At 70.8% G+C, this 5,796-nt stretch carries 4 protein-coding genes; 3 read left to right on the forward strand and 1 reads right to left on the reverse strand.

What is annotated here, in order from left to right; translation table 11 throughout:
• Positions 1 to 730, reverse strand: a 730-nt coding sequence (locus C1I97_RS29740; protein ID WP_146608331.1) for an NAD-dependent epimerase/dehydratase family protein, incomplete at its 3' end; no start/stop codon positions are given.
• Between the two features lie 152 nt (positions 731 to 882).
• Between C1I97_RS29740 and gmd the strand changes: the two genes are divergently transcribed.
• From gmd to C1I97_RS29755, 3 genes are all read left to right on the forward strand, one after another.
• Positions 883 to 1,896 (forward strand): GDP-mannose 4,6-dehydratase, encoded by a 1,014-nt coding sequence (gene gmd, locus C1I97_RS29745; protein WP_111006204.1) that lies wholly within the window; start codon positions 883 to 885, stop codon positions 1,894 to 1,896.
• A gap of 237 nt (positions 1,897 to 2,133) precedes the next feature.
• Positions 2,134 to 4,857, forward strand: a complete 2,724-nt coding sequence (locus C1I97_RS29750) for a LamG-like jellyroll fold domain-containing protein (RefSeq protein ID WP_111006205.1) — start codon at positions 2,134 to 2,136, stop codon at positions 4,855 to 4,857.
• Between the two features lie 132 nt (positions 4,858 to 4,989).
• Complete coding sequence (locus tag C1I97_RS29755; RefSeq protein WP_111006206.1) at positions 4,990 to 5,736, forward strand: hypothetical protein; 747 nt, start codon at positions 4,990 to 4,992, stop codon at positions 5,734 to 5,736.
• Positions 5,737 to 5,796: the final 60 nt, after the last annotated feature.

Genomic DNA, 5,796 nt, shown 5'->3' on the forward strand with positions numbered 1-5,796 from the left:
CGTCACCCTGAGGCGGTCGGCGAGCTCCAGGATGTGCCCTTCGCGGGCGGTGCGGTCGCGGGTGCCGTCCCCGACGATGAGGGCCGCGAACTCGTCGCCGCCGAGCCGGGAGGCGGTGTCGCCGTGCACGCCCCTCGGTCACCGCCTCGTGGAAGCGGCGGATCAGGGCGGGCAGGACGTGCGACGTCTCCAGGTCGAAGTTGTCGCCGGGCCCGTAGAGATTGGTCGGCATGGCGCTGATGTACGACGCGCCGTACTGGCGCCGATAGGACTGCACCTGGACGATGCCCGCGATCTTCGCGAGGGCGTACGCCTCGTTGGTGGGCTCCAGAGGTCCGGTCAGCAGCGCGTCCTCGGTGATCGGCTGGGGGGCGTGCTTGGGGTAGATGCACGACGACCCCAGGAAGAGCAGGCGGCCCACACCGGCGGCGTGCGCTCCGGCCATCACGCTGAGCTGGATCTGGAGGTTCTCCTCCAGGAACTGCACCGGCTGAGTGCTGTTGGCCATGATTCCGCCGACCTTCGCGGCGGCGAGCACGACCGCGTCGGGGCGCAGGGCGGTCAGTTCGGCCGCGGTTCGGGCGGCGTCGCGCAGATCCAGTTCGGCGCGGGTGCGGGTGAGGACCTCGTGCCCGTCGGCGGCGAGCCGGCGGGCCACGGCGGAGCCCACCAGGCCACGGTGGCCGGCGACGAGGACACGGGCGCGTTGGGGCAGCAGCGATGCGGTCATGGGCCGGATCATGCCAGGAGCCGTGTGATCAGCGTGCCCGCACCACCAACTCCGGTGAAATTTCATGTTGTTCACGACATGCGGCCCGCACACCGCGGGCGTACGGAACGGATCCGTCCCCGGGACGGGTCCGGCAGGGAGGGGAACACCGCATGAGCAAGACCGCGTTGATCACCGGCGTGACCGGGCAGGACGGCTCGTACCTGGCGGAGCTGCTCCTGTCGAAGGGGTACCGGGTGCACGGCCTGGTGCGACGGTCGTCCAGCTTCAACACCGAGCGGATCGACCACATCTACCAGGGGCCCCAGGAGGCCGAGCGGCGCTTCGTGCTGCATCACGCCGACCTCTCCGACGGGGTGGCGCTGGTGAACCTGCTGCGCGACATACAGCCGGACGAGGTGTACAACCTGGGCGCCCAGTCCCATGTGCGGGTCTCCTTCGACGCGCCGCTCTACACCGGTGACGTGACCGGCCTGAGCACGCTGCGGCTGCTGGAGGCCATCCGGGCGAGCGGGGTGAAGACCCGCATCTACCAGGCGTCGTCCTCGGAGATGTTCGGTTCCACGCCGCCCCCGCAGAACGAGGGCACCCCCTTCCACCCGCGCAGCCCGTACGGCGCCGCGAAGGTCTTCGCGTACTGGACCACCGTCAACTACCGCGAGGCGTATGGGATGTTCGCGGTCAACGGCATCCTGTTCAACCACGAGTCCCCGCGTCGCGGCGAGACCTTCGTGACCCGCAAGATCACCCGCGCCGTCGCCCGGATCAGAGCCGGTCTCCAGGACCGTCTCTACCTCGGCAACCTGGACGCCGTCCGCGACTGGGGGTACGCGCCCGAGTACGTCGAGGCGATGTGGCGGATGCTCCAGCACGACGAGCCGACGGACTACGTGGTGGCCACCGGAGTCGCGTCCACCGTACGGCAGTTCGTGGAGACCGCGTTCGCCCACGCCGGCCTCGACTGGAACCAGTACGTGCGCTACGACCCCAAGTACGAGCGCCCCAGCGAGGTCGACGCGCTGATCGGTGACGCGTCCAAGGCGCGCGAGACGCTGGGCTGGCAGCCCGCCGTCCTGGTGGAGGAGCTCGCGCGGATCATGGTCGACGCCGATGTGCGGCAGGTGGAGGACCAGCTCGCGGGCGCCGCGGTGCGCATCGACCGCTGACGCCGGGTGTGCGCTGAAGGCGGCTGTTCGTACCGGATGCGGACGTCCGGGACGCACCGAGCCCACCGTGAATACAGCGGAATTTCCTACTAGATGAGTCAAGTGCATTCCATGGCGTGTCATGTGCTCGTATGGTTCGCGAGCAAACATGTTCATGCGGCCCGTTCGGATCGGGGAACACCGGCGGGCTCGTCTAGGCACAGGGCCCGCGACCGGGCCCCGGAGCCGGGGGGGTACATGAGAAGATCCAGGCGGCTGAGCGCCGCCATCGTCCTGTCCACCGCGGCGGGACTGGGCCTGGTGGCCCTGCCGCAGCCGGCCGCCGCGCTGACCCCGCCCGTCGCCTTCACCGCCGACGACCTGCCGACCTGGCAGACCAACGGCATCGTGTGGGCCCTGGCGGAGGCGCACGGCACGGTCTTCGCGGGCGGCACCTTCTCTCAGGTGCGCCCGCCCCAGGGAGGAAGCGGCACCGCGCAGGACGTGGTGAACTTCGTCGCGCTGGACGCGGCGAGTGGCGATCCCACGTCCTGCAAACTGTCCTTCACCGTCGGCAGCGGCACCGCGACCGTACGGGCGCTCGCCGTCTCGCCGGACAAGAAGACGCTGTACGCGGGCGGCTACTTCGGCGCGGTCAACGGCACGCAGGTCAGCAGCCTCGCCGCCATCGACATCGCCACCTGCACACCCAAGGCGAACTTCCGCCCCAGTGTCTCCGCCACCGTGCGAGCACTCGCGGTCACCGACGACACCGTCTACCTGGGCGGTGACTTCTCCACGGTCGGCGGCAGCGCGCACGCGCGGTACGCGGCGGTGGACGCCGCCGGCGGCGCGGTCAAGCCGTTCCAGGCCGACGTGGACGCGCCCGGCCGGGCCGTCGCGGTCACCCCCGACGGCAAGAACGTGATCCTCGGCGGTGACTTCTTCACCGTCAACGGCACGAACTCGCACGCCCTGGCCGTCGTCGACGCGACCACGGGCGGCAACGTCCGCACCTACCCGGGGTTCATCGAGACCAACTCGGTGGTCAAGGGGCTCGACACCGACGCCACGGGCTTCTACACCGCCAACGAGGGCACCGGTGGCGGCGTCTTCGACGGCCGTATCGCGCTCGAGCTGTCCACGCTCAACCAGCGCTGGCGCGACACCTGCCTCGGCGCCACCCAGGCCGTCAAGTCGTACCAGGACGTGCTCTACAGCGCCTCGCACGCGCACGACTGCTCCAGCATGGGGGAGTTCCCCGACGGGCGCCGCTACCACCTGCTCGCGGAGCCGACGTCCGGCACCAACAAACTGGGCTGGTTCCCGGACACCAACGACGGCCTGGGCGAGGGCATCGGCCCGCGCGCCATGACGGTCTCCGAGACCTCCGAGAACAAGTACATGTGGGTCGGCGGCGAGTTCACCACCGTCAACGGCTCCGCGGCCCAGGGCCTGACGCACTTCGCGGCCTCCCCGGACATCGGCGCGCCAACGGTGCCGGTGGTCGGCGCCGAGTCCGTCAAGCCGACCGAGGCGCAGGTCCGCTGGCGCGCCAGCCTCGACAAGGACGACACCAGGCTGACGTACAAGGTCTACCGCAACGGCGGTTCCACGCCCGTGTACACCGTCGACGGCGACTCCGTGGAGTGGTCGCGCCCGCAGCTGTCGTTCACCGACAGGAACGTCACCGCCGGCTCCACCTACAGCTACCGGGTGACGGCCACCGACGGCGCGGGCAACACCTCGGCGCTGTCCGCCACGGCCGCGGTGACGGTGCCGGCCTCCGCCCAGAAGTACGCGGCGAAGGTGCTCGACGACGGCGCGCACCTGTACTGGCGCTACGACGAGTCCGCCACTCCGTTCGTCGGCGACACCTCACCCGGCGACCAGAACGGCATCCACCTGGGCGGGCCCTCGCTGCGGCAGACCCCGGCCGCCGTGACCGGTCCGTCCACCGCCATCGGCTTCAACGGCAGCAACCAGATCGTCCACAGCGACAAGCGCACCACGGTGCCGAGTCAGTACTCGGTCGAGACCTGGTTCAAGACGACCACCAGCCGGGGCGGCAAGATCGTCGGATTCGGCAACAACACCACGCGGACCAGCGACAATTACGACAAGCACGTCTACATGCGCAACGACGGCCGGCTGGTCTTCGGCGTGTGGACGGGCAGCGCCCGCACCATCACCTCGCCCGGCAGCTACAACGACGGCAGATGGCACCACGTCGTCGCCACTCAGGGCGCCTCCGGGATGACGCTGTACGTGGACGGCACCAGGGTCGGCACGCTCGCCGAGACGAGCAGCCAGAACTACAGCGGTTACTGGCACGTCGGCGGCGACAACCTCAACGGTTGGCCGAACCAGCCCTCCAGCAACTACTTCGCCGGGCAGATCGACGAGACCGCGGTCTACCCGTCGGTGCTGAGCGCGGCCCAGGTGCAGAGCCACTACACCTTGGCCTCGGCTCCGGCCGACAGCGTGCAGACCGTCCGCGCGTCGCAGGACACCTACGTCAACGCCGGTGCCGCCGGGACCAATTACGGCACCTCCACCTCGCTGGCGGTGCGCGGCAGCGCGGCGTACGAGACGTATCTGCGCTTCGACCTGCCATCGGCCCCGGCCGGGACGGTGCTCAAGAGCGCGCGGCTCGCGGTGAAGACCACCACGCTGGACAGCGCGGGCAGCACGGACGACATCTCCGTGCGGCCCGTCAACGGCAACTGGACGGAGGCAGGGACCACCTACACCTCCAGGCCCACCCTGTCCTCGACCGTGATCGGCACCCTGAGCGGGGCCACCGACATCTCGACGGTCTACTCGGCGGCGCTCGACACCGCGGCGCTCTCCCCGGCTCTGGGCGGCGCTTACGACCTGGCGCTCACGAGCACCGGGACGGACGCCCTGTGGCTGTGGTCCCGGGAGGCGTCGGCAGCGGAGAACACCCCGCAGCTGGTGCTGATCTTCGGGACGCCGTAGGCCCTGGCTCTCACCGTTCCCGCGTGCGGGGCGCCGGACCACGAACCGGCGCCCCGCACACCCCACGCGGGCCCGCCTCTTCCGCATGGGCCCGCCCCCATACCCAGGCCCGCTGGGGCCGCAGGAGCCACCATGCACACTCGCACTCTTCGGCCTCTTCGGCGCGGCGCCGCCGCTCTCACCGCGCTCCTCGCCCTCGCCGGCTGCAGCTCGCAAGGCGGCACGGAGGCGAAGCCGAAGCCCACGCGGAGCATCTCCGACGCCCAGGCCGCCGCCGTACCCGACGACCAGGCGAGCCCCGCGCCCGAGGGCCCGCCGGTTCCCCCCGAGGGCTCATCGGCACCGCCCGAGGGCCCGTCGAAACCCCCGAGGAGCCCGTCGAAACCCCCCAAGGGCCCGGTCCTGCCCGACGCGAAGCTCACCCCGGTGACCGGTTCCTTCACCGCCAGGGAGAAGAAGTACCTGCACAACCGGGTACCCGAGAACATGGACCCGGCCGCCGTGCTCCAGGTCGGCCAGGAGGCCTGCCAGCGCATCGAGCGCACCGCCGCCCACGACAGGGAAGCCGCGATCGGCGCGCTCATCGCCGGGGACGTGCCGTCCGCCGACGACGCGATCACCCAGCTGTGCCCGGAGCTGAAGCCCCTGCTGAACTCCGCCGCGACCGGTTTCGCCGACGGCACGCACAAGAAGCCGGCGCCGGGCACGTACCGGGCGCTGACCACCGCCGAGGGTTGCACCTGGAAGGCGCTGGGCGCAGGCGACAAGGTGCTGGCGTCCGGGCCCGGCCCGGGCGGCACGAAGAAGGTGACCGCGAGGATCCCGGCCGGGACCCGTACGTTCGTCTCGTCGGGCTGCTACGCCTGGCTTCCCGCGTAGGACCGGTCGGCCGGTCGGCCGGTAGCAGGAGTCCCTCCCCGCCCTCGGCCGGGAGGGGAG

It is taken from the genome of Streptomyces sp. NTH33 (genome assembly GCF_003236365.1).
Lineage (GTDB): Bacteria > Actinomycetota > Actinomycetes > Streptomycetales > Streptomycetaceae > Streptomyces.

What these genes read in the sequence shown, in the direction of transcription:
- C1I97_RS29750 (WP_111006205.1), top strand. Translation starts at nt 2,134, where the DNA reads ATGAGAAGATCCAGGCGGCTGAGCGCCGCCATCGTCCTGTCCACCGCG.
- gmd (WP_111006204.1), top strand. Translation starts at nt 883, where the DNA reads ATGAGCAAGACCGCGTTGATCACCGGCGTGACCGGGCAGGACGGCTCG.
- C1I97_RS29755 (WP_111006206.1), top strand. Translation starts at nt 4,990, where the DNA reads ATGCACACTCGCACTCTTCGGCCTCTTCGGCGCGGCGCCGCCGCTCTC.